At 44.3% G+C, this 20,548-nt stretch carries 23 protein-coding genes; 5 read left to right on the forward strand and 18 right to left on the reverse strand.

The window, feature by feature from the left end; genetic code table 11:
* The first annotated feature begins 110 nt into the window (after window positions 1-110).
* Complete coding sequence (locus FGU46_RS08310) at window positions 111-782, forward strand: ATPase (RefSeq protein ID WP_286473976.1); 672 nt, start codon at window positions 111-113, stop codon at window positions 780-782.
* Window positions 783-860: 78 nt separating this feature from the next.
* Here the strand turns inward: FGU46_RS08310 and FGU46_RS08315 are convergent, their stop codons facing one another.
* The 15 genes from FGU46_RS08315 to FGU46_RS08385 form a co-directional block, all read right to left on the reverse strand.
* Window positions 861-1,625, reverse strand: coding sequence for a winged helix-turn-helix domain-containing protein (locus FGU46_RS08315; protein WP_286473979.1), 765 nt, complete (start codon window positions 1,623-1,625; stop codon window positions 861-863).
* A gap of 383 nt (window positions 1,626-2,008) precedes the next feature.
* Window positions 2,009-3,547, reverse strand: a complete 1,539-nt coding sequence (locus tag FGU46_RS08320) for a replication factor C large subunit (protein ID WP_286473981.1) — start codon at window positions 3,545-3,547, stop codon at window positions 2,009-2,011.
* The gene (locus FGU46_RS08325) at window positions 3,548-4,513 is read right to left on the reverse strand and encodes a replication factor C small subunit (protein ID WP_286473983.1); all 966 of its coding nucleotides are present in this window, start codon (window positions 4,511-4,513) and stop codon (window positions 3,548-3,550) included.
* 54 nt (window positions 4,514-4,567) lie between these two features.
* Entirely contained in the window at window positions 4,568-5,815 is a 1,248-nt protein-coding gene (locus tag FGU46_RS08330) for a roadblock/LC7 domain-containing protein (RefSeq protein ID WP_286473986.1), read from the reverse strand.
* A gap of 129 nt (window positions 5,816-5,944) precedes the next feature.
* A complete protein-coding gene (locus tag FGU46_RS08335; protein WP_286473989.1) occupies window positions 5,945-6,826 on the reverse strand; it encodes an MBL fold metallo-hydrolase in 882 nt (293 codons plus the stop codon).
* 606 nt (window positions 6,827-7,432) lie between these two features.
* Complete coding sequence (locus FGU46_RS08340; protein WP_286473992.1) at window positions 7,433-7,837, reverse strand: hypothetical protein; 405 nt, start codon at window positions 7,835-7,837, stop codon at window positions 7,433-7,435.
* Between the two features lie 271 nt (window positions 7,838-8,108).
* A complete protein-coding gene (locus FGU46_RS08345) occupies window positions 8,109-8,243 on the reverse strand; it encodes a ribbon-helix-helix protein, CopG family (RefSeq protein ID WP_286473994.1) in 135 nt (44 codons plus the stop codon).
* A 114-nt stretch (window positions 8,244-8,357) separates the two neighbouring features.
* Window positions 8,358-9,809: a Ni/Fe hydrogenase subunit alpha gene (locus tag FGU46_RS08350; protein WP_286473997.1), complete on the reverse strand. Its 1,452-nt coding sequence runs from the start codon at window positions 9,807-9,809 to the stop codon at window positions 8,358-8,360.
* Between the two features lie 9 nt (window positions 9,810-9,818).
* Window positions 9,819-10,730, reverse strand: coding sequence for an NADH-quinone oxidoreductase subunit B family protein (locus tag FGU46_RS08355; RefSeq protein WP_286474000.1), 912 nt, complete (start codon window positions 10,728-10,730; stop codon window positions 9,819-9,821).
* Complete coding sequence (locus FGU46_RS08360; protein WP_286474003.1) at window positions 10,730-11,284, reverse strand: hydrocarbon binding protein (contains V4R domain); 555 nt, start codon at window positions 11,282-11,284, stop codon at window positions 10,730-10,732. The genes FGU46_RS08355 and FGU46_RS08360 overlap by 1 nt, the downstream gene beginning before the upstream one ends.
* A 10-nt stretch (window positions 11,285-11,294) precedes the next feature.
* The gene (locus FGU46_RS08365) at window positions 11,295-11,546 is read right to left on the reverse strand and encodes a 4Fe-4S dicluster domain-containing protein (protein ID WP_286474006.1); all 252 of its coding nucleotides are present in this window, start codon (window positions 11,544-11,546) and stop codon (window positions 11,295-11,297) included.
* A 398-nt stretch (window positions 11,547-11,944) separates the two neighbouring features.
* Window positions 11,945-12,544, reverse strand: a complete 600-nt coding sequence (locus tag FGU46_RS08370) for a class E sortase (protein ID WP_286474009.1) — start codon at window positions 12,542-12,544, stop codon at window positions 11,945-11,947.
* 28 nt (window positions 12,545-12,572) lie between these two features.
* A complete protein-coding gene (locus FGU46_RS08375; protein WP_286474012.1) occupies window positions 12,573-13,328 on the reverse strand; it encodes a mechanosensitive ion channel family protein in 756 nt (251 codons plus the stop codon).
* Complete coding sequence (rnz, locus tag FGU46_RS08380) at window positions 13,318-14,226, reverse strand: ribonuclease Z (RefSeq protein ID WP_286474015.1); 909 nt, start codon at window positions 14,224-14,226, stop codon at window positions 13,318-13,320. The genes FGU46_RS08375 and rnz overlap by 11 nt, the downstream gene beginning before the upstream one ends.
* A gap of 305 nt (window positions 14,227-14,531) precedes the next feature.
* Entirely contained in the window at window positions 14,532-15,062 is a 531-nt protein-coding gene (locus FGU46_RS08385) for a DUF1847 domain-containing protein (RefSeq protein ID WP_286474018.1), read from the reverse strand.
* A gap of 272 nt (window positions 15,063-15,334) precedes the next feature.
* Here FGU46_RS08385 and nadC point away from each other — a divergent pair, with 272 nt between their 5' ends.
* Both nadC and FGU46_RS08395 read left to right on the forward strand, forming a co-directional pair.
* On the forward strand, window positions 15,335-16,171 hold the full coding sequence (gene nadC, locus FGU46_RS08390) for a carboxylating nicotinate-nucleotide diphosphorylase (RefSeq protein ID WP_286474020.1): 837 nt from the start codon (window positions 15,335-15,337) through the stop codon (window positions 16,169-16,171).
* A 186-nt stretch (window positions 16,172-16,357) separates the two neighbouring features.
* Window positions 16,358-16,888, forward strand: coding sequence for a hypothetical protein (locus FGU46_RS08395; protein WP_286474022.1), 531 nt, complete (start codon window positions 16,358-16,360; stop codon window positions 16,886-16,888).
* Window positions 16,889-16,966: 78 nt separating this feature from the next.
* Here FGU46_RS08395 and FGU46_RS08400 read toward each other — a convergent pair whose 3' ends face one another.
* From FGU46_RS08400 to FGU46_RS08410, 3 genes are all read right to left on the reverse strand, one after another.
* Window positions 16,967-17,530, reverse strand: coding sequence for a ZPR1 zinc finger domain-containing protein (locus tag FGU46_RS08400; protein ID WP_353619903.1), 564 nt, complete (start codon window positions 17,528-17,530; stop codon window positions 16,967-16,969).
* Between the two features lie 89 nt (window positions 17,531-17,619).
* On the reverse strand, window positions 17,620-18,582 hold the full coding sequence (locus FGU46_RS08405) for a 3H domain-containing protein (protein ID WP_286474027.1): 963 nt from the start codon (window positions 18,580-18,582) through the stop codon (window positions 17,620-17,622).
* An 84-nt stretch (window positions 18,583-18,666) separates the two neighbouring features.
* Window positions 18,667-19,014, reverse strand: a complete 348-nt coding sequence (locus tag FGU46_RS08410) for a roadblock/LC7 domain-containing protein (protein WP_286474030.1) — start codon at window positions 19,012-19,014, stop codon at window positions 18,667-18,669.
* A gap of 118 nt (window positions 19,015-19,132) precedes the next feature.
* Here FGU46_RS08410 and FGU46_RS08415 point away from each other — a divergent pair, with 118 nt between their 5' ends.
* Both FGU46_RS08415 and FGU46_RS08420 read left to right on the forward strand, forming a co-directional pair.
* On the forward strand, window positions 19,133-20,188 hold the full coding sequence (locus tag FGU46_RS08415; protein WP_286474033.1) for a DUF1611 domain-containing protein: 1,056 nt from the start codon (window positions 19,133-19,135) through the stop codon (window positions 20,186-20,188).
* Window positions 20,185-20,541: a cell division protein SepF gene (locus tag FGU46_RS08420; RefSeq protein WP_286474037.1), complete on the forward strand. Its 357-nt coding sequence runs from the start codon at window positions 20,185-20,187 to the stop codon at window positions 20,539-20,541. The genes FGU46_RS08415 and FGU46_RS08420 overlap by 4 nt, the downstream gene beginning before the upstream one ends.
* Window positions 20,542-20,548 lie beyond the last annotated feature (7 nt).

Raw genomic sequence — 20,548 nt, forward strand, 5'->3', positions numbered from 1 at the left:
CTTTCGTTGCAGCTCTGCACCAAATGGCAGTCTGCATTGACATACAGGGGCAAAGTCCCAGTAAATCAGTTTCTACTCTTCAATGGAGTTGATGGTATCCTGGTGAGGTAATGAATAAGGAACTAGCCAGATTGCTTCAGAAAATTGGCGTGGACAGCCGTTTTGTCAGCATCCTGGATGATCGGATTGTGGTGAATAATTTACGCTACTCCCGGTTCTCCCGGAATAAAGAAGAGATCTTTAACCATAAATTCCCAGAAATCACGGTTATACGGTCTAAAATGTTTCAGCGCATCGCCACCCGGGCTTCTCGTAACCTCAAGGCTGAATTAAAGCCAAAGGATAGGGTGGCCGTGATTATGGATGATGGTTGTGCCACCCTGACCCTCCACGCAGTTTTAGAGCCATACACCCGGAAGTATGGTATTAAAATCATTAAGTTAGGGTCCTGGGAGGAACTGGATTATCTGGATGTGGATAAAGTGGCCCTGGCCTTGGACATGGACTATGAGGTGGAGGCTCTCCTGGAAAAGATGCTCCACGGGGAGAGGATCCGCTTAGAGTCAGGTAGAACCTCTGGAGAGGGGTATGAACTTATTTATCCTCTTATAAATATTCCCCGGGATTGGATATGGTCCTGGACTGGTTCTGAAAACATTCCCTGCACCGAAGATTTGTCAGAAGGGATCCCTGCCGAGATGGTCCAGTTCCTGTCCAACTTTATCCCCGATGTTCGGGAAAAGATGTACAGATCAGCTTTATTTTTAAAAGATAATGAGTAAAATCAGATAATATTGTCTTTAATGAGGGCCATATGCATTAAAATAGAATCTTTGGGACGTTTTTTAGATTTATGGGTACTATGGCTGGTTTTTACTGGACAGAACACAGTTCAGCTCCGAGAGTGCCATTAAAATGCTGTATCCCTTCTCGGTGATCATGTAATCACCCCTCTCATGACGCTGCAATATAAGATCTGTTTCGGTGAGCTTCTGCAGGTGAAAAAGCAGATTACCGCCTTTAAGTCCGGTGAGCTCCGAGAGATTGGAGAAGGTTTGAGTCTGGGTGGCCATGGACTTCAAGATCTGTAATCGTTGTTGGTTGGAAAGGGGGTCCAGCACATTTTTAACCAGGTATTCCTCTGATAGGCAGGATAGATCTTCATGCTTTTCCTCCGGGGAGCTGTAAATCCTTAAGGAACGCATCAGGCGTACCTGTTTTTGGAAAAGGGTATCTACCTCCTGGAAGCATTTATCACACCTGGCGTAGGGTGCTTCTTCGGCAAGTTCCAATAATTCGGCCTGATTTTCAACTATAAATTCCGGGGTAACCTCCCCTTGTCCGATGAGACTGGCGTTTTTTTCCAGAAAATCGGTAAATCTGGACTGGCACTCATCCCTCATTTGACAGGGATAGACCATGGATTTTTCCAGGTTATCCTGGATATCATGGCGCATATACTCCTTAAATGCATTACAAAAGTCTTTCTTGGAACTTTCTACCAGGAGCTCAATTTGTTGCTGGTTACATTTCTCTATCAGCCTTTTAACGTCACGTTGCATGTGTTCCAGGATCCTTTTAATCTCGGAAATCTCGGGACTAGATCCCAGGGGTGATCCTTCCATGCACCACTATATGGAACCATCACCATAAAAGTTTTTCCGCTGACCTTGGGAGTTACTTTTATATACCAAGACACCGTATATTTTAGTAACCGTCAGGTGCATGATCATAATATCATAATAAGTGACGGCTAACTGTTTACGAGGTGAAAAAATGCAAGTAAAATTTGACCTACAACACTTCTGCTGCGGTCCTAAAGGCTGTGAAATAGAAATAGTTTACGGCGAAATGATGGACGCTGAAGAATAGATAATTTATTTTTAGATGCCCTATTTCCAACTCCTACTTCTTTATTTTATTTTTTTAACTGAGAATAGTATTTTTAAACAATTAAAGATTTTAAGGGGACACTGCCCTGTTAAAAGATTAAGAGCATAGTAATCCCTTAAAAACTGAAAAGAGAGGTTTGTGCTTCTTTTTTCTTATCTTCCTTCTCATTCTCGGCTGTTTTAGAATTATCATCAGCGATGATTTTTTTACCGGAAGGCTTAGTCACCCCAACTTTTTCAGTGGAGGGTTTTTCAGCGGAACTTTTTTTGTTAGAAATCTCTTTAGACTTCTTTTTAGACTTCTTTTTAGTGGCAGTATTCTGGGCCTTATCTCCAGCAGAATCCATTTTTTCAGAAGTTGACCCGGCTTTTTTTCCAGTCCTGGATGGTGGCGATCCTTTTTTGCTGGAAGATTTTGCTTTGGCAGCAGCCTTCCTAACACTTTGGGGAATCTTCCGGGAGCGGAACTGTTTCACCTCAGCATCCTCCAGCTCAAAGTACTGGGACAGCTCCCAGGCTAGCTCATTATCCTGGAACATCATCTCCAGGTAAGGGAACTGATCGATGGCCACCTTCCGGGAGGTGTGGAGTTTGGCACCAATCTTGGTTGCCACCCGGTCTCTCAAGTCCCGTTTGGCCCGGTTCTTGGATAGAAAACTAAACATGGTGGAGTTGGTGTAACGGGCGAACTTCCGGTAGGTTTCCTTCTTGGACAGGGCCACCCCCGGGCCCATTAAATCGTAGGCATATTTCCAGTAGCCATAGTGGCGGGTGTTAAAGGCCCTTCCCAGGTACAGGTCCGCCTCGGCGATCATGTCGTAGGCCTTCTCTATCTCTTCCTGTTTCTCATATTCCCGGGGCACATTCTCGGCTATTAATTCCAGAATGAATCCTGGTTCTGCTTCTAAGCGCAGAGCATCCTTAACTCGCCGGGGATTTCTACTCTTGAGTACGGTGCGCACTGAGTCGAAGATGTTCTGCACAGTGTCCTTCTCAGCCAGGGCTTCCAGGTCCTGGGAGGTGACAGATTCACTCCCCCGGGCCATCATCTCCAGGTCGTTGATGGCCGATCTCAGATCCCCCCGGGAGCGTTTGGCCAGGGTGCGGAGGACGTGTTCCTCAAATTCCACTCCTTCTTTGACGCAGATCCGCTTGAGCATGGCCATGATGGAGTTGGTGTGTATCTTGTTAATCTTTATAAGCTGACATTTAGTCTTCAGGGTGGTGATCCGTTTACTGTAGAGGTCATTGGCCATCATGATCACCGGGTGGTGGCTGGACTTTAAGATCTGATTTATAGCACGTATCCCACCCCGATCCTCGTTACCATGGAGTCCATCCACTTCGTCCAGGATGATGAGCTTCAATCCAGTACCGAATAGGGACTGGGATGCGGATGCTTCCCCCACGCTGCGCTGCAGTGCATCCTGGGAGCGCTTGTCACTGGCGTTGAGTTCCAAGTATTCGGTGAAGTGCTCGGCCACCAGATGAGCCAGGGTGGTCTTACCCGTACCGGGAGGTCCTACTAACAACAGGCACTTCTGGGGTTCTCCCTCTAACCAGCCCTCCAACCAGTCCTGGATCTGGTCCTTGGCCTTGGAATTACCCAGAACTTCCTTAAAGGTTTGGGGCCGGTATTTCTCGGTCCACAACATTTAATCTGCCTTTGCCTTTGGTAAAAATTTAGTTAAAAGAGCTTCCAGTTGTATACGGGGATTACTGCCCTCCCGGATACGGTAATCGTAGGTTCCAATGTGGTCCACCAGGAAAATGTAGTGGTTCTCTTCAATCAGTCCCTCCATGGACATGCGGGACACTTCCTGGTAGATCTGGGTGATCATATCCTCTCCACTGGTGCCCTGCACCACCATAACTTCCCTTAACAGGTCCCGGGCAGCAATGAAGTCTCCATCCAGAGCCATGTTAATTATGCGCCGCACATCCCGGGGTTTGGCCTTGGAAACAACTTCCTGGATATTTTCTTCTGTGATTTCCTCCCCCACCGAGGATGAGGCCTGCAATATATTCACCGCCCGACGCATATCTCCTTCAGCGAAGTACACAATACTTTCCAGTGCTCCCGGGGTGTAGTTAAGATCCTCGGCCTGGCAGATGATCTCCAGGCGCTTTATGATATGATGGCCCTTAACCGGGGCGAAGCGGAAGATGGCACAGCGGGACTGGATGGGATCAATGATCTTGGAGGAGTAGTTGCAGGATAAGATGAAGGATGAGGTTTTGGTGTACATTTCCATCTCCCGTCTCAGGGCGTGCTGGGCGTCCTTGGTCATATTATCCACTTCATCCAGGAAGATTATCCGGAAAGGAGCACCCACCGCTTTTAATCTACAGAAATTCTTAATATCCTTCCTAACCGTGTCGATACCACGGGCATCCGAGGCATTGAGTTCCAGGAAGTTCTGCTTCCAGTACTCTCCCAGGATGGCCTTGGCCAGGGCCAGGGCCGTGGTGGTTTTTCCCACTCCGGCTGGTCCGGTGAACATGAGGTTTGGCATGCTCTTATCCTTAACGTATCTCTCCAATCTTTGAATGATGTGTTCCTGACCCACCACTTCATCCAGACTCTGTGGCCGGTACTTCTCTACCCATGGTCCGCTCATTAAATTCACCTGTTCTTTAAAATATAATTTGATCTCTAAAATAAGAATGGACTTCTATAATAGCTTCTGAAGTTCGGGATGCATCTTTCCTTTGATGCCCAGTTTATCCATGGCTTCTCCGTAGGAATCATTTATAGCTTTGAACTCAGACCGCACCATTCCCCGGAAGGCATCGTAGCCCATTACCTTACCGTAATTATCGGTGATCACCGTTATGATTTGACTGAAATCTCGAAGGAAAACACTTTCCCTGTCCTCGACCTTTATCTTTTCAGTATTAGCTCTTAAGGCATCAAAGTCAATGACGGCGTTGCTTTTAATATCAACTCCCTCTAAAAGTTCTTTACACTCACTGGAGGGCAAAAACTGTTTAGTAAGCCCCCGGGCCGGGGACACGCCCATGATCTTACTGGCACCAATGGCCATGGCCAGAAACAGGGCCTCGTAAATTTCAATGATTAGGTCCGCTCTTCCCGGGGGATCATCAGGTATTACCACACTTTCCGGAAGGTCGGGTAGTGATATGGGTGGCTTAATGGTAGGTATAACCCCGGATGGTTTTTCCTCCACGGGTTTTGCACTTTCTACTTCAGCCTCTTCTTCTATCACCTGTTCATCTGAGGATTTAACTTCAGTTACGGTGGATATTTCAGCTTCGGTAACTGATTCTTCATCTGGGATGGTCTGGGCTTCAGCAATAACTTCTTCAGGAACACCATCTGTTTTCAGAACGTCTTCAGACACCTCTTTTGCAGAAACTTCTGCTTCTACCATTTCACCCGAAGTTTCAACTACGGGCTCAACTAAAGTTACTTCTGGGACTGGTTCTTTTACTAATGCTTCCTCTGGGATGTATTCTTCCACAGATTCCAACACGGGCTCTTCAACAGTCACTTCGGGGGCGGATGGTTCCACCTCAACTAATTCCATATCCTGGGTTATTTCAATAATTCGGGGAGAAACCCGGTGGGCGGTCATCATAATCATGCCCAGGTTGGCATTTTTCTCAATAAGTATGATTAGGTGAACCTTTTTCAGCTGTAGGAATAATGATTTTCCTTTTTTTGACTCTAAAAGGACCTTCTCCATTTCCCCCAGGCCGGCTGATCCCAATAGGCGTTGTGAGGAACTGTCAATAACTTGGGCCATGGGCCCGAATAAAGCCAGGTCCCCACTGGATTTGAGGTTGTGTTTAAGAACTTCTCCAACGGCACTGACGATAATTGCACCTTCAACCCCTTTGGTCTGGTTCAGTTCATCCAGGACGGTTTCCAGCCCTTCTTCCATGTCATACTCACTCATCAGATCACTAAATTTGTTTTGAATATATTTTTATCCTAAACACTTATTCAATGAGTGGTATAATAAAATTTTTGCAATTGGTGATTAGGGCCAATAGATGCTGGTCCAGTATCATGTGATTGCCAGTCGTCACCTATTTTTAGGATAATACAACTCTTTCCTCCTGGCTTCTAAGAGGCATGGCTCCTCACCAATTAGTTGGGAGGCCACCAACACCTCCCCTCCTGATTCCTTTACCACCGACTCCAGGAACTGGGCATAGCGTAGATCCCTTAAAAGATGATGGTCCACCACTACCCGGGGCACTTGGTCAACGATTTTAATTAGATTTTCACGAGCCATCTCCAGATCCTTCTCTCCCAGGGCAAAGCCCACCAGATAGAGGGGAGGACCGCTGAGGATAAGGGTGTCGGGCTTTTCCTGGAGAATGTAATCCCTGGTTCCCTTAAAGATGGGTCCCTGCACGTCTGAAGCGTGCATAAAGGTTTCGTCATCACACCTGATGGTGAGGGCGATGAGGTAGCCCATCCTGCTGCCTTCGGGACCGTGTGGAAGGGGATCAGAGAATTTGAGGTTGGTATCCCCCACCTGGAAGGACTTACCATCGGCATAGGAAATTTTACTATTAACCAGATTCTTCAGAAGATTTCGGGCCCTTTTTTTCTGGTTCTGATTAATTTTAGAGGTGGGATCTTTTATGAAAAGAAGTTTATTGTCGTAGATCTGGGCCGCATATCTGGGACTGGAGTCCAGATACTTTCCCAGCTGGAAGGGGGTGAAGTGATCATGGTGGTAGTGGCTGATGGTGACGATATCCGTATTTCTGGCGTGTTTTTGTATTTCAGCCCTGGTTCTGTATAATGCTTCCAACTCCGTCTTCCAGGGAGGAAAACCAAACCTTTTGGGTCCTAAAGCAGTTCCAGGGTCGATTAGTATCTTCTGATCCGTCTCCACATAGGTGGCCATGGAACGAACACCCATACTTTCAAAGGCCAGGGGAATAATTCTCACTTAGATCACCAAACTCTACCTATAACATATGTTAAGAATACTAAAATAACCAAAGTGAAATAAATACCAGTGTTGATTGATAGATGGATAATAGACCAAGAGGTATTTCAGTAGTGGCAATAATCCTGTTCTTTGCAGCTTTTATGGCCTTTATGGTAGGAGTTTCAACAATCTTTCCTCGAACTCCTTTAGACGTATATGTGCATTAAATAATTCTGTTCCACCAGGATTTAGATATACGTTGGCAGGAATGATGTTCGGATATTTTTTAGTTTTTATAGGGTTAATCGTATTAATTGCTGGATGGGGGCTGTTAAAAGGCCGAAAATGGGCCTGGCGGATAACTATTATAATATTTATTGCTAATGGAGTTGGAGATATAGTCTGATTGGTATTAGGTAGTTTTGAAGGGATAGTAGGATTTTTAATAGCAGGAGGTTTTTTATTTTATCTTACCCGGCCTGATGTTAAAATATTTTTTGAATAATCTTGCCCTACGTGCTTAATGGTGGATGAAGTGTATTCCATGGAAAATAGAAGTCCATTGGAAAATACAAGTTATTTTTGATTTAATCCAGAATCGGGGCTTTATTTGGTTTATTTTATCTAATCCACCCCGCCCGGATGCTGGAAATCCAGGTCGGTTAAGTCTTGCAGGGCCTGGTAGAACTCTTCTATATGATCCGGAGCATTGCACCAACAACTGGTCACCAGTTCTCGACCATTAAACGCAATATCCAGATTAAAAATGTGACCATCCACAATTACATCCTCTGGAGGCTGATACAAGTTTTTCCATTCCCAGAATCCAATCTCATCCAATGCTAACCAAAAAAGAGACCATTCCTCAGGCAAAGGTTCTATTCTAACTTCTCGGAAGGGTTCATAATCCTGGAAGGACGGCTCCCACCTGAAATACAGTTCATTTCCTTCCAGGGACAGCACGTTAACACCACTGGAACCAAAGAACACATGTTCTAGTTCAAATTTATTTGGTAGGAATTGGTTCATGGTATCACTTTTATTGCTATGGAAACATCTTTCTAAGCCAAATCTGGGATTTGAAGTAAATCCTCACTAGGATGTAACTGGAGATGGGGACTGTAGTTAAAACCAGTTTGTAGGGATCTAGCATAAACTTTACTGTTAATTTTTAAAAAGGTAATTCAAATCAATCTTAAAAAAAGTTTAAAAAGTAATACTGGGGGATTGGGGCTTCAAATTTCTAAACTAAATTACAACCCAAACAATTAGGATCTTACTAAAAATTTATAAAGTATTACTAAACTTTCCCCAGCCCTTTTATTACTAACTGCCGTATTATGTATGATCGGGATCGATCCTGCTTTTGGGCCATTTCATCGATTTTCTGTATGTACTCCGATTCCAGGCGGATGTAGACACTCTTCTTGGCCATGTATATGATTACAATTCAGTACATATAAATACATTACTTACATACCGGAATGAAACCGGCACCGTTGCCAAATGAATAAAAATAAAAGAAAAAGAAGAGCTAAAAGTAAGCCCCTTAAATCATCTGTTTACTGATTAGTTTCCCTTCCAGATCATAGATTTCCACTTCCAATGGTGAACTGCCATCAATGGCGTGGGTGGCACAACTCAGGCAGGGGTCGTAGGCGCGGATAATCATCTCCAACTGGTTTTTAAGACCTTCCGAGATCTCATCACCATGAATCATTTTCTTGGCTGTTTCCCGGACCCCAATGTCCATGGACAGGTTGTTCTGGCCGGTGGATACGATCAGATTGGCCCGGGTGATGAAACCAGCGCCATCAGTTTCGTAGTCGTGGATAAGTATACCCCGGGTGGCTTCGATCATTCCCACTCCCCGTCGGGTTTCACCTGATTCTTTGGCCTCCTGTTTGGTCATCAGTGGTTCTGTCAAGGTCTGACGTATATCAGTGCTGGTAATGGAATCGTCTTCTAAAAGTTGCACCGCCCTTTCGGAGGCGTACATCAACTCGATCAGCCGAGCATAGTGATAGAGAAGTGGATTCTGGGCTATTCCATAGTTTTCCTTGTATTCGGCGAAGAGTTCCGAGGCTTTATCGGTAGGGATGGAATTAATCACGTTAAGACGGGCTAAAGGTCCTACTCGGTAGTTGCCTTGGGGGAATCCAATCTGCTTCAGGTAGGGAAACTTCAGATAGGACCAGGGCTGGACTTTCTCTTCGATGTAGTCCAGATAGTCTGAGGATCCAAATTGGTGCACGGTGTTACCGGCCGGGTCTATGACTTTCACATCCCCGTCGTAGAAGCTGATATCTCCACCATTATTAGTCAGAGCTCCGAAATGTGTTTCGATTGGTCCAAGAAGTTCAATTGCTTCACTGTACTGTTCAAATAATGGTTTAGCAACTTCTACTCCTTTTTCCACAAGTTCAACTGCAGTATTTGCCTTTGCAAGTAAATCAGCCTGTTGTCCAGGGGATAGTCCTCGTGATTGTCCTCCTGGCACGGCGGTTACCGGGCTGATGGGTTTTCCACCCACAACTGCCGTGATTTCCTGCCCGATCTTTCGGGTTTGGATGGCCATGGAGGCCAGTTCAGGGTTGGTCTTCAAGATTCCCAGAACGTTACGCATGGCTGGGTCTGATTCCGGTCCCATCACCAGATCTGGGGCACCCAAGAAGTAGAAGTGAAGAGAGTGGGAGTGTATGTACTGACCCAGAAGCATCAGTTCCCTTAACTTTTTAGCAGTCTCTGGTGGTTCCAGACCAAATATCTGGTCAGTGGCTTTGGCGGCAGTCAAGTGGTGGGCGGTCTGGCATATACCGCAGATACGGGGAGTGATACGTGGTGCTTCTTCAACAGCGGCACCTTCCAGAAACTTTTCAAATCCACGGATCTCCATAACGTGGAAGTGGGCATCAGCCACATTTCCACCGTCATCCACTTGCACGGTGATTTTGGCGTGTCCTTCAATACGTGTAACCGGACTTATTTCTATATTCTTCATGATCATCACCTACTTTTTCACAAGCTGGGGGATCTTTGAAACCAGCTTATCCTCCATGATGGTACTTCCAATAACAAATCCGTATACCACGTGTCCCAAATCGTACATCTGTTTTTCAACGTCCTTTTCGGGCATCTTGGAAAGGTGAGCAATCCTCTTAATTACTCCGTTGTAGATGTCATGGCTGGGTTCTCTTAGCACATCCAAGGAAGGGCCCCCACAACCATGGCAGGGAACACCTGCATCGGTACATAGTCCGCCGCAACGTCCCAGGGTAACTGAACCCAAACAGACGTATCCCTGTGATAGGAAACATTTACCATCCTCGGGTGATCCTTCCACCCGACGGTGGATCTTATCGTATTCCACATGTTCCATTTCCCGGTGACAGTCGGCGCAAACACTCTTTTTAGGAACATCAGGTGCCTCATTATTGATGAGTGGTATCAGGATATCTCCGGTTAATTGTTCCTTGGGGGGACAGCCGGGTATGAATCCATCTATTTCAGTGAAGTCCGCAGCGGGGTGGACGATGCTTAACAGTTCCGGCACCACTTCATTGGGTAAAGGTGCGGATTCAGTACTGGGATTGTCTGAATAGGTACGGGAAGTTACCTCATCCTGGGTGTAAAGGTCAGCCATCCCGGTTATCCCACCATAGCAGGCGCAGGTACCGTAGGCAATTAGGATGTCAGATTTTGCTCTTAATTCCTCCAATCTTTCCTTGTTTTCCACGTTCCTTACTGAACCGGATACAATGGCGATGTCGATATTATCCGGTAATTCCTTGGCATCCATTAAAACCGGTGCGTAAACCAGTTCGGCTTTCTCCAGAAGTTTTGGTAAGTCTTCGTGTAAATCTAAAATTGATATTTCACAGCCAGAACAACTGGCCAGTGTTTCTAAGGCAATGGTTACCATTATTTACCACCCCATTTGATGGTCAGGGTTTTAAGACAGGCGTTAGGACCCACATGGTCTATATCCAGTTTGCCCTTGATGCTCATCACTTCTTCCACCGCTCCAACCATGTATCCGTAGAGCAGATAACATAGTGGTCCTTTCTGAGGTAGACCGGTTCTTCGCAGGGTTTGTCTTACTACGCAGTCCATGAACAGGACTTTTACCACAGTTTCATTTCCTTTTTCGATGGTGTAACCTTCCTGTCCCGCAGGTTTCCACATTTCAAAGTAGAATTCCACCCCTAAAACTTCGCCCATTTCGTTTAAGGCCTGTTCCAAGTCGTCGGTTTTTTCCATCATTTTGGCCGCATCATGGCCCATACGTTTTCCAGCCTGGTAAACAATGGCGTTGGCCCCCCTTCCGGACACTTGTTCCAGGGCACTTGACATGGAACCTACGAACTTCATAAGCACGTGTAGTGCTTCTTCGTAGTCTCCAATGTCGCCTCCAGTTTCTTTGGGGATGATTTCTGGTTTGAATGTTCCCCTTATTTCTTCGATTTCCATATCCATGGTGATCCCCTCAGATTATTTTCTCCAGGACATCGTTTACCTTGCGGTCAATGTACAGTCTTTTGGCAACATGTATGTTTCGGTGGGTCATGGCCTGGGATGGACAGATCTCGTGGCAGGAGAGGCAAGCCATACAGTCATCGGCATTAACCACTGTGGTTTTCCATGTTTCCTCATTCATTTTATACACGTCATTGGGGCAGTCGTCAACACAGGAACCACACCCTACACATGCATCTTCGTCGATTTCAATTTCCACCATTTTAAATCCCCTAGGTATATTTTTATTTTTCTGTTTCCGGGAAAGATTTTTTAAAATCACTCCCTAAGTGTCAGTGGATATTATTTCTTAATATTTTGATATTCATAGTACTTATATGATGATGTTGATACCCCACCCACCTTCTCGTATTAAAAAAATGTTTTCAGAGATTCACGTGGCTTTGAATAATGATCCAGTTTTTCACACTGGGGAATTAAGTGTATAATGCCATTTTCTTCGTGTAGTCTATGGGGTCTTTCGTTAGATTCTAGAAAGTGGACTATCATCACACCAAAATAATGTTTCTTCTTATATATATTGTCTTCTATTGACAACAAAAATTTTTAGGATTAATAAAAAAAGGTGCTATGTAATCACTTTAAACAGGGATTGAAAAATTAATTCAGACTACTAATGGAAGTCATCTTGCAGTGCATTATGTAGGCGGCTTGTTTTTTGCCGGGTGGATAACAGGTTATAATTAGTAGTCGTGGTTCACCTTCCTGGGCAAATCGAACCGGATTGCTCCTGTAGTTCCAGCGAATATCATCACCATTGGAAGTCACCTGATAGACGTATTTCTTCTGCAGGATATAATCACGAATTATAACTTCATCACCCACTTTAAGTGAACTTATATTTGTGAAAAGCCCGGAGTAAGTGGTTCTGTGACCCAAAAATCCGCATTCTCCTGGTTTACCTGGCATAACACTCTCAGGATAATGATAAACTGCGTTGTATGCGTTTACGGTATCTCCCCGGATATTGCAGCTTATCCCCAGTTTGGGAATGATGAGATCATAGTTTAAATACCCCGCCACTGAGGAGGTAGGATCCAGGGCGTTAACCGGGTTACTCATCCTTTCCTTATAGTCCTTTATACTTTTCTGGGCAGTTTGAAGCTCCTGGTACTGGCTATAAGCTGCCATAACTATTCCTACCGATAGAACCACGCAGGCTACTATGATCAAAAAGGAGTAGATGCTGTACCTTTTCATTAACTCACCAGGACATCATTTTGGAGATTTAAATATTTTCTGAATCTTCTAGTCCTTCAACCAGGATTCCTTTCACCCTCTCTGCCAGCTGAGTTCTATATTCAGCTACTTTTTGAGGTTTGTTTGTCCAAACGCTTAGGGTGGCCTTTACACCCACATCACTAAGTTCTTTTATAAGAATCTTTGGTTTAGGATTGGAACGAGCCCAGGAAAGGCTTCCTGCCGCCTTTAAGAGTGCGGGGGTAATTTGTTCCAGATCCAGTGGGTAGGAGATGTTTATTTTCAAATCCACCCTCCTGGTGTCCATGGTGGTGAAGTTAAGGTAGGGAGTTTTTGAAAAGGCGGAGTTAGGTACGGTGATGACCTTGTTGTCGGGGGTGGTCATGGTGGTGACCCGGAAGCCCATCTTCTGTATCTTACCCCTCTGGCCTGAGATTTCGATGGTATCCCCCACCCGGAAGCTTTTCTCGGCCAGGATGAACATTCCGGATATGAAGTTGGACAGGGTATCCCTGGCAGCAAAACCCACCGCAATACCCACAATACCCAAACTGAGAATTAATGGGCCTACATCAAGTCCCCATACCTTTAAAATTAGGGTTATGGCCAGGGCAATGATGGTGTACTTGAATATCTCCTTTAAAACCTGTATAACCGTTAAATCAGTATCAAGACGTTTTCCAATCCTTTTCAAAAAGTGGGAAATTATCTCATATATTATATAGGATCCGATCAGGGTGACGGCACTGATGATCACTTTCTGTAATAGCGGATCAATCTGCACGGCGCTTCACCTGCACACTCATCAGATCTTCGGCCACCATCACTTCCGGAAATATTTCAGCGGCCTCTTTTTTCAACAAATCGGCGTCACGGTATCTGGTGCTCAGATGGGTTAAGATCAGCTTCTTTACCTGGGCCAAAGCTGCCACCCGGGCGGCACTCCTGGAGGTGGAATGTCCAGTGGTTAGGGCCTTTTCTTCCTGGCTGCCGTCAAAGGTAGACTCATGGATGAGCATATCCGCCTCTTTTGCCAGGTTAACCATCTCCACACAGGCCCGGGTGTCTCCGGAGTAGACTATTTTACGGCCTTCACGTTCTTCTCCCAGCACTTCTTCTGGTTGAATGGTACGATCACCCACCTTAACCGGTGTTCCTCTTTGCAGTTTACCAAAGTCGGGCCCAGGTGTCAGTCCCAGTTCCAGGGCTTTATCCCGCATAAACTTGGGGGATCTTTTTTCCTCAACGGCGTAGGCCAAGTTTAAGACCGAGTGCTGCACGGGACAGCAACTTATCCGGTAGCCCTCCTCCTCCAGGAAAATTCCTGTCTGCAGTTCTTGGGTGATGATGGGAAAGGAAAGGGCAAAATATCCCAGTTTTTTAATACTCTCCACCACGTCTCTGAGACCATCTGGGCCGTAAATGTAGAGGGGGTTTTCACGTCCCCGGAAGGCCATGGACTGTATCAGTCCCGGGAGTCCCAGGAAGTGGTCACCATGGAGGTGGGTGATAAATATGCGTTTAACCTTCATGGGACTCATTCGGATACGGGTCATCTGTCTCTGGGTCCCCTCCCCGCAGTCAAAGAGCATTAACTCCCCAAAGGCCTTGAGGGCCAAGGCTGAGTGGTTGCGGTAGTTGGTGGGTATGGCTGATGAGGTTCCCAGAAAGACTAGTTCCATGATATGAACACCTTGTTTGGTTATTTATAAGATAACTCTATAAAACCTGGTTTTTGATGCTATGAAAATATTGCATCTTTTATGCCTTTAAAATTTATATTCCTTATTATATTATATATTCCCGTCTTATTGAGTCTATTTAATATTGCACTGTATAGGATTAGAATTGTATGATATTGACTAAAGGGGTTTTTATTTAGTACCCAAGCCACGCTTATTTTAAAGTATCCAACAGCTAACTAGTGATATGGATTAATTTTATAATATTATTCCTTTGGAAATTTCAAAGGATAGTTAAGGATTATTTAAAATCTATCCCGATAGTAATTGGAATATATTGCTCCTAAAGGATTATGGGCAAGTATTCGGTCTTTTACGGCTAGAGTAGTTACTGGTGCATTGGAATACTCGGTGAATAATATGTCATGACCTATACAAAGCCCGATAATAATATTAAGGTCAGTTTTTTTCTCGTTAAAAAATGATGCCTGACCCATAGGGTTGCACATGGCCTCTTCACGCTTTTTATCAATTTTCTCTAACTCGAATTCTGTTTTATCAATACCGCAGATTTTGCAACAGGCAGAGTATACCTTAAAATATTCTCTGAAGATGTTATAGATTTCTTTGGATTCTTTTTCTAAGCCAACGCAGAATGCGAGTCCTATTTTTTTATAATTCATCTTCATGGAGAAAAGAATTGTTTCCTCTATCCGTGTTTTTTTCATGTAATATTCGGCCTCTATGCGGGCCGCTGTTTTAATAACAGAAATTTCATGTTCTTGATAAAGGTTTTTTATTTCTTGTTTATTTTCCAGACAATCTTTTCCACTCAAACAATCTTTTTTTGAGCATAAAGCGCAATTCAAAAAAAGACCTCCTTAATAAAGCTCTAATGATGGTGGCGTTTGATAACTATCCAAATTCAGCTTTTTTAAATTAAAGTTTAATATTAGTTTTTGCTTAAATAAAATTAGTTAAGAAGTTTGTAAGGTATTCTCTAAAAATAGTATTTAATGATATTTATGATGTACAAATACCTTCAAACACATAGAGCGAAGAATAGTTAGAGATTTTATACAAAATATAATGACTGGTGTGGATGATCATGCGACAAGACCTGGCCCGTCTGGTATATGAAGATATGGGATTCGAGGACCTCACCACCCAGGCCCTGATACCCTCCTCTATGAGAGTTAAAGGTCGTATCCTTGCCCGGGAAGAGGGTGTAGTTGCCGGCCTGGATCTGGCCCTTTCCATCTTCAAGGAGTTTTCCGTCCAAACCTTCCTGAAAAAACAGGATGGAGATCGGATAGCTCCCCAGGATGTTTTAATGGAGTTTGAGGGTGAAGCCCGTTCCATATTAAGCGTGGAGAGAACGGTTCTTAACCTGCTGATGCGCATGTCTGGCATCGCCACCCTAACTGACCGTATAATTAGAGTAGTCCGGGAAGTAAATCCCACCATAATAGTTGCTGGGACCCGTAAAACTACCCCTGGACTCCAATTTTATGAAAAAAGTGCCATAAGGGTTGGTGGAGGAGACACCCATCGCTATCGTCTGGATGATCAGGTACTCATCAAGGACAATCACCTGGCCCTGGTGGGTAGCGTAACTGAGGCGGTGGAAAGAGCCCGTAAACATGCCAGTTTCACCAAGAAGATAGAAGTAGAAGCAGACACTCTAGATCAGGCTTTTGAAGCTGCTCAGGCCGGAGCCGACATTGTTTTACTGGATAACATGTCTCCGGAAGAGGTGGAAACAGTTTTATCTGCTCTTAAAGATAACAATCTGCGGGATAAAGTTCTAGTGGAAGTTTCCGGGGGAATAAATCCGAATAACATACTGGCCTATGCAAAGCTGGAAGCGGACGTTATATCCACTGGATACATTACCCACTCGGCCCCCTCCCTGAACCTTAGCCTGGAAGTCGATGGAAATTAAGGATACTCTGCTTATCTCATACTCCATTGAAGAGCATCTTGCATTCTATTTTTAAAATTTTATAGATACCTATCATAATTATCATGGGACGGGAATTAACTATCAAAATTTTTAGTTGAATCTTTCATTTTAACCACAGTATTTAAATAAAGTTATTTCCAGAGTAGTATCATGGAGAATGATAGGATGGATGAGTCAGAAAGGAATGAAGAATTTCAAGAGAATGAAGAAGAATTTACCAGGGAAGTTACAGAAAACAAGGAACCTGCAGATGAATTTAACGAAGAATTTACCGAAGAATTTCAAGATGAACAAGAATTAGAAGAAGAAATAGAAGAAGAAATAGAAGGGGATGAAGAGGATGAAGGCCTGCCCTTCGCTAAGGCAGAAGTGGTACGTCTCATGAAGCAGAACCTGGATAGCGATAAGATGATCCGGGAGCGGGTGAAGGTGGAGATGAACCGGTTCCTGGGAGACGTGTTAAAGAAGGTCTGTGACCAGCTCAACCAGTACCCTTACACTACCATTGAATACGAAATGCTTAAAGAGTCCATCTACCCCTACGAAAACATAGAAAGGATCAACGAGGAAAAGAAGAGAATCCTAAAACATCTGGACGCCATTAAAGCCGATTGTGATGCTCTCAGTATGGATGTTAAGGTGACTCTAAGGCTTAACGCCTCTGATGACACTGATGAAGACGATATTTTCAAATAATATCCCTTCATTTTTTTTTATTTCAAAAAATAGTCTATTCTAGAAAATACTTAATTCTACTCATAATTGGAATAAATTCTACTCATAATTAGAATTAATAATAGTAAAGCCCGTTTTAAGATTTTTTAACTCATCTTCGGTTAAACCTCTCTTTCTGGCATCCTGATGTAGGATGGCGCTGTGACCGAAGGGATCCTCCACCACCAGTTCAGTCTGCCTTTCACCGCATCTCACCTGGTGAAGGCCATCCAGTATGCTCTGGGCATTTTCCCTGGCTACAGGATCATCTGCCCAGGCCAGGGCGGTTTCAACGGCTTTTTCGAACCTTTCCAACACCCCTTCCACGTTTGAAACATAGCCCTGTGATTTGGGGCCGGGTTCCACCTTAAGTCCCAGTTCTGGCATGCTGAGGGTGGCTGATTGGGACTTGATTACCCGGGTATTGAGCTCCTCCTTGCCTATTATTAGGGTGTAATGCACCGGATCCTTCTGTTCCAGACAGATAGTGTCCGAGTGCTTGTAACCACACTTCCGGCACAGTAGTGTGGACTCCATTATCTCCCCAAAGTAGGGAATATTATCGGTTTTGGTGGTAACCTCTACACATTTCAGATTACCGCAGATGGGACAATCTGAGATCATCTTATTCAAAATACAAACTCTCCTTTCAAATAAATCTAGTTGAGATATCCATAGATTAAAGTTGAAAATTAGGTCTAACAGCTTGTAACTTAAGTTTTTGGTTCGGGATGATAGACCAGACCCATCTCTTCCAGTTCAACTATAATGTTCTGGAGACTCTCCTCATCAGGGGCACAGATCTGGTTGCTATGAATGTTATTTGACAACTCATAAAGTCCCTGCAGGTCTTTACGCCTTTTTGGATTCTTCTTTATGAGGTTTATGAAGCGTTCCGCCTCCACTGGATCGTACACATTAACCTTCCTCTTCAGGGGCTCTCCGAAGCCGGGTAAAAAGTAGGAAACATCCACGATCCGACCGCCATACTTATTAAGTACGATGTTAGTGACCTCTTCCAATTGGTCCACGGTGTGCTGCAGCACCAGTTCGGTGCAGTTTTCACGAATAATGGTCAGCATCCTTTTTTTGGTATTATCCAGATCCAGGTTGTTGATAACCGGAACCTGATGATCACGAGCCTGTTGCACCAGATAATTATTGATTATACGATTCTCTTTAAAGTATTCCAGATGTTTCCCGCCTCTTTTAATCTTCATAGCCCTTCTAACAAACCTCTCCTTGTGGGTTTCCTCGTCGGCAGTTAATATGAAAAAATGAATAGAAGCGTCTTCCTGGAATTTCTTTATATTCAGTAGCCCGGGAACTAGATGCACACCCTCAATCACCACATCATCAAAATCATCGACCGCCCTCTTAATAACCTTTTCAATGGCGGGAATCACAAAAGAAGCATGTTCTTCAAAACCAGCACTGATCAGGGCCTCACCATTACCCTCATAACGGTGTTTGTCCTTCAGAGTAACGTAGGCATCAAATGAGGATTTATGAAGGGCGGGGGCGTACTCCGGCCCAATGATACCCCTCACAATTTCTCTTATAAAATCGGTTTCAATCAGGTGTTTAATACCCAACTCTTTGGCTAATTCTGAGGATATGGTTGATTTACCAATCCCGGATGCGCTTCCAATTAGGATTACATAGGGCTTTCTCAAGGCAGCCTCCTCCAGGAGATTATAAAGTATCTTGAAACTTATTCAAAGAGAATGGGTATTATTTCAGATAGTGGTGGCTACTAATCAGCCTAAAAAGTCCACCACTCTTTCGGCGCTACGCCGCATTTCTATCCGGATTAAACCTAAATTAATATTTATATCTGTAATAACTACCAGTATACCTTCACCAGAATCAATCATTAAAGTTTTACCTTTTTCTCCCTCAATCATTACCTGTTGAAGGGGCTCGTGCTTCATCTCTTCAGCGGAACGTTCGGCAGTACCAAACACTGCGGATGCCATTGCTGCTACCAGTTCCGAGTCTATATCTGATGGTACTTCACTTTCAATAATCAGACCATCTTTTCCAACCACTAGTGATCCGTTTACCCCGTTGATCCGGCCTAAGTCTTTAAGTATCCTTTCTATCATACTATGCCTCCACTATAAATTGAGTAGGCTAACCAAAATATATATCTTGCTTTAGTATTTATTAAATAAATAGGTAATGTAATGATTCACATGTTCACCAGATAAGAGGAGTGATTTTTTGAATTTTGTATCTTCTGTTCAAGAACTACAGGAGCTCAACCCGTACATAGTAATAGGATGTGGAGGCGGAGGCGAAAAATTTTCTAATTTCCAGGGTGTGAACGCCCTGGGCTTTATTGATGATAACCCCAAAAAACAGGGTCAGGAATTTTGTAACAAGATAATAGCATCAGATTTGGGGGCCCTGGCCAGTGAAACTGGGGCTAAAAGTGTGGCCATCATGCTGCCCATAGGTGCCGAGGGCTCCGCGTTGAAATACGCGGTGCAGGCCATTGACCGGGGCCTGAATGTGGTAACTTCCTTCCGATCACTATCCCTGCAACGTAACGAGGCCCTCCTGAAGTTCGCCAAAAGTCGTAACGTTAAAATAATGGAGATCAGCCCCCGGCTGGATGTTATACATAGTATTTTTGGAACTTCACCTCCGAGCTGCACGGAAACGCTTCCTAAACTCACTTACAAGCCTACGATGCCGGTTATTTTTGTGGGTGGCACCTCCCAGGAATGTGGCAAACGAACCACAACCCGTTTACTTGGTAAAACCGCAAAAGAGAATGGAATGAATCCAGCAATCATATCTACCGATGAAATGGGTCTGGAACAGCCAGTAGATCTTAACTTCCGGGCGGGTAGTCTTTCCGTCATGGATGTAGCATCGGCAGTGATGGGTGCCATGAGAAAACTTGAAGAACAAAAAAATCCTGATATCATATTGGTGGAGGGTCAGTCCAGTTTAACAGAAAGGGGCAACCCTCATCCCCGGGGACTTTCAGCCGCCATACTGGTAGGGGCTCAACCAGATGCCACTATTGTATGCCATCGGCCCAACCATCCTTATCGCCAGCCTGTGGGAATAAAACAGGAGATCATGGCTATAGAGGCGATGGAACCCACCAGAGTTGTTGGAATCTCGCTGAACTTGCGGAATGTTGAAGATAAAGAAGTGGTTTCAGAATATGAGGCTGAATATGGTCTCCCTACCGCTGATGTTTATAATAGGGGAGCGTCACGTTTATTAGATGCGATTATTAATGAAACAGGGGAAAAAACATGAAGGACGTAATGGACATTTTGAAGAAAAACCTGGGTATGGAAGAAAATGATGAGGAAAAAGAGGAAAATGAGACTATAATTGTCCCTGAACACTCTTTCTATGAGATTATCCTCATGAAAACCAGCAATCTGGATGACTTTGACTATGCTCTTTCCCAAGTGGTTGATTCCAAGAACCCCATAATCATGGACATGACCCTACTGGAAAAGGATTACCCAGAAGATTTTAAAATAGCAGCCGAAAAATTGAAGTCTTTTAGAGATACTAAGGGTGGAGAAGCCATACTCCTATGTCAGAATGGTAAAAGTGTGATCATCGTCACCCCTCCCGAGATTAAACTAATCCGAAAGTAAAAAACTA

Origin of the sequence: Methanobacterium sp. CWC-01 (assembly GCF_030323845.1) — an archaeon.
GTDB lineage: Archaea > Methanobacteriota > Methanobacteria > Methanobacteriales > Methanobacteriaceae > Methanobacterium > Methanobacterium aridiramus.

Bases quoted from the DNA above. Each gene is read 5' to 3' on its own strand.
- FGU46_RS08315 (WP_286473979.1), bottom strand. From the start codon at position 1,625: ATGGAAGGATCACCCCTGGGATCTAGTCCCGAGATTTCCGAGATTAAA.
- FGU46_RS08340 (WP_286473992.1), bottom strand. From the start codon at position 7,837: ATGAACCAATTCCTACCAAATAAATTTGAACTAGAACATGTGTTCTTT.
- FGU46_RS08355 (WP_286474000.1), bottom strand. From the start codon at position 10,730: ATGGTAACCATTGCCTTAGAAACACTGGCCAGTTGTTCTGGCTGTGAA.
- rnz (WP_286474015.1), bottom strand. From the start codon at position 14,226: ATGGAACTAGTCTTTCTGGGAACCTCATCAGCCATACCCACCAACTAC.
- FGU46_RS08325 (WP_286473983.1), bottom strand. From the start codon at position 4,513: ATGAGCGGACCATGGGTAGAGAAGTACCGGCCACAGAGTCTGGATGAA.
- FGU46_RS08410 (WP_286474030.1), bottom strand. From the start codon at position 19,014: ATGATAGAAAGGATACTTAAAGACTTAGGCCGGATCAACGGGGTAAAC.
- FGU46_RS08400 (WP_353619903.1), bottom strand. From the start codon at position 17,530: ATGATCTCAGATTGTCCCATCTGCGGTAATCTGAAATGTGTAGAGGTT.
- FGU46_RS08310 (WP_286473976.1), top strand. From the start codon at position 111: ATGAATAAGGAACTAGCCAGATTGCTTCAGAAAATTGGCGTGGACAGC.
- FGU46_RS08395 (WP_286474022.1), top strand. From the start codon at position 16,358: ATGGATGAGTCAGAAAGGAATGAAGAATTTCAAGAGAATGAAGAAGAA.
- FGU46_RS08345 (WP_286473994.1), bottom strand. From the start codon at position 8,243: ATGGCCAAGAAGAGTGTCTACATCCGCCTGGAATCGGAGTACATACAG.
- FGU46_RS08330 (WP_286473986.1), bottom strand. From the start codon at position 5,815: ATGAGTGAGTATGACATGGAAGAAGGGCTGGAAACCGTCCTGGATGAA.
- FGU46_RS08360 (WP_286474003.1), bottom strand. From the start codon at position 11,284: ATGGATATGGAAATCGAAGAAATAAGGGGAACATTCAAACCAGAAATC.
- FGU46_RS08350 (WP_286473997.1), bottom strand. From the start codon at position 9,809: ATGAAGAATATAGAAATAAGTCCGGTTACACGTATTGAAGGACACGCC.
- FGU46_RS08420 (WP_286474037.1), top strand. From the start codon at position 20,185: ATGAAGGACGTAATGGACATTTTGAAGAAAAACCTGGGTATGGAAGAA.
- FGU46_RS08320 (WP_286473981.1), bottom strand. From the start codon at position 3,547: ATGTTGTGGACCGAGAAATACCGGCCCCAAACCTTTAAGGAAGTTCTG.
- FGU46_RS08370 (WP_286474009.1), bottom strand. From the start codon at position 12,544: ATGAAAAGGTACAGCATCTACTCCTTTTTGATCATAGTAGCCTGCGTG.
- nadC (WP_286474020.1), top strand. From the start codon at position 15,335: ATGCGACAAGACCTGGCCCGTCTGGTATATGAAGATATGGGATTCGAG.
- FGU46_RS08365 (WP_286474006.1), bottom strand. From the start codon at position 11,546: ATGGTGGAAATTGAAATCGACGAAGATGCATGTGTAGGGTGTGGTTCC.